This window comes from Nonomuraea zeae, assembly GCF_005889725.1.
GTDB classification, from domain to species: domain Bacteria; phylum Actinomycetota; class Actinomycetes; order Streptosporangiales; family Streptosporangiaceae; genus Nonomuraea; species Nonomuraea zeae.
In genome coordinates this window covers 1-2,070 of sequence record NZ_VCKX01000630.1, presented here as the reverse complement: position 1 = coordinate 2,070, position 2,070 = coordinate 1, and the positions used below count along the sequence as shown (strand labels likewise).

At 74.8% G+C, this 2,070-nt stretch carries 2 protein-coding genes; one reads left to right on the top strand and one right to left on the bottom strand.

The annotated features are described in order from the left end of the window. Positions 1–1,373 (bottom strand): SWIM zinc finger family protein (locus ETD85_RS66580; protein WP_240780187.1); only part of this gene is annotated, 1,373 nt, incomplete at its 3' end. Between the two features lie 124 nt (positions 1,374–1,497). Between ETD85_RS66580 and ETD85_RS61920 the strand changes: the two genes are divergently transcribed. Then, positions 1,498–2,043: a cupin domain-containing protein gene (locus ETD85_RS61920; RefSeq protein WP_138699037.1), complete on the top strand. Its 546-nt coding sequence runs from the start codon at positions 1,498–1,500 to the stop codon at positions 2,041–2,043. Positions 2,044–2,070 lie beyond the last annotated feature (27 nt).

The following is a 2,070-nucleotide window of genomic DNA, read 5'->3' as shown; positions in this document are numbered from 1 at the left end:
GCCACCGACCCCGTCTCCGGTCCTGCCGGGGACCCTGCGCTCGGACCTGCTGCGGACCCCGCCGCCAGCCTCGTCATCGGACCTGTGGTCGGCCCCGCCGTCGGACCTGTGGTCGGCACCGTGCCGTGGCGGGTTGCCACCAGGGCGCGCAAGGGGGCGGCGCCCGGGTAGAAGGTGAGCTCGGCGTCGATCGTGGTGCCCGTCACCAGGGAGGCGTCCAGGGGCTGGCCCTGCGGGGCGAAGGAGAGGATCAGCGCGGGCCGCCCGGTGTTGCGCCCGCGCAGCCAGACGCGGCGGGCCGTCAGCCGGTCCTGCTCGTCATCGCGCCGCCCGAGCACGTCCCACTGGTCGCGCACCGCGGGCCTGACCAGCACGTCTTCCCTCGTGACGGGGAATCCGGTCCTGATCAGCACCGTGTCGGCCAGCGGGCCGGGCAGGGCGGCCCGTCGTCTGTAGGCGACGGCGAGCAGGTTGATCAGCGCGTATTCCTCCAGCAGCCGGCCCGGCCAGTCGTCCTCCGACCGGACCTGGGACAGCCGGGAGACGACCCCTGCCACGCCGGGGGCCTGCGCGTCGATGAGGCGCTTGGCCAGGCCGTCCCACTCGTGCGGCGCGGCTCCGGCCAGCCCCTGGCGCACCTGGTCGGCCAGCCAGCGCTCCAGCTCGGCCAGCCCGGAGGCGACGCGCACATGGCGTACGGACTCACCGCCCGCTCCCGGCTCACGCGCCCCCGCCACAGCCGGGCCGCCCGAGCCTGCCAAAGCCGGGCCTCCCGAGCCCGCCGCACCCACGCCGCCCGGGCCCACGGAGCCCACGCCGCTCGGGCCCACGCCACCCGAGCCCACGCCACCCGAGCCCACAGAGCCCGCGCCTGCCCCGGCCGCGTCGCCGGAGGCGGGCAAGCTCGCGTCGCCCGGGGCCGTCGAGGCGGCGCCGGCGCCCGTAGCGGCCAGACCGGGCGAGGCGCTCGCGTCGCTCTGGCCGGCCTGCTCGGCGGCTCTGGCGCGGGCGGCCTCAAGCTTGGCCGCCGACTTGGCGGCCCGCTCGGCGCGCGACTCCAGCCACTCCGTCACCCACTGCGGCGCCGCCTCCTGCGCGGGCACCCCGTCCGCGGACCACATGAGCAGCAGCCCGAGCGCGTGCTTGCACGGGAACTTGCGGCTCGGGCAACTGCACCGGTAGGCGGGCTCGGTCAGGTCGACGCAGGCAAGGTAGGGCTTGGCCCCGCTGCCCTTGCACTCGCCGTACAAGACCGTGCCTGTCGTGCCGCGCAACGACCACTTCCCGGGCGCCGCCACCCCCTGCGCGGCCTTCTGGGAAGGCGCGTCGGGGGCGAGAGCGAGCACCTGATCACGGCTCCACCGTTCGATCACCTGCCGCAGACTAGCCAGCCCGACCGACATTTCGCCGCCAGTCCGGATGATCGTCTGCAACGCCCACCCAAAGGCCCACAGACCGGCTCATCTTGTCCTGAAATATCGGCATAAACTCTCCCGGATGGAGCTACGGATCTACCCCCACGGCCCGTCCGTCCAGGTCCCCGACGAGGCGGCGGCCCTCGCCAGCGCGCTCGACGGGCAGCTCGTCCTCGACGGCACCCGTTTCCTGCGGAGAGACGTCAAAGGCGCCCCGATCGCGTTCGTGGAGCGCCCGGCCATCGCCGCGGCCCTGGACCTGCTCCCCCACCCCGAGGGCGGCTGGTTCCGCGAGACCTGGCGCTCGGCGGTCTCCTTCCGTCCCGACGGCTATCCGGGGACGCGGGCGAGCGCCACGGGCATCTACTTCCTGCTGCAGCCGGGCGAGGAGTCGGTGCCGCACGCGGTCAGGTCGGAGGAGGTCTGGCTGTGGCACCGCGGCGGGCCGCTGAGCCTGACGATCGGGGACGAGACGGTCACGCTGGGCCCGGACGTGGAGAACGGGCAGGTTCCGCAGGCGGTCGTGCCCGGCGGGGTGTGGCAGTCGGCCCGCCCGGCCGCCGATGAGCCCGTCCTGGTGAGCTGCGTCGTGTCCCCCGGCTTCGACTTCGCGGACTTCACCGCCTGAGCCCCCCTCCGCCCCAACCCTCCCAAC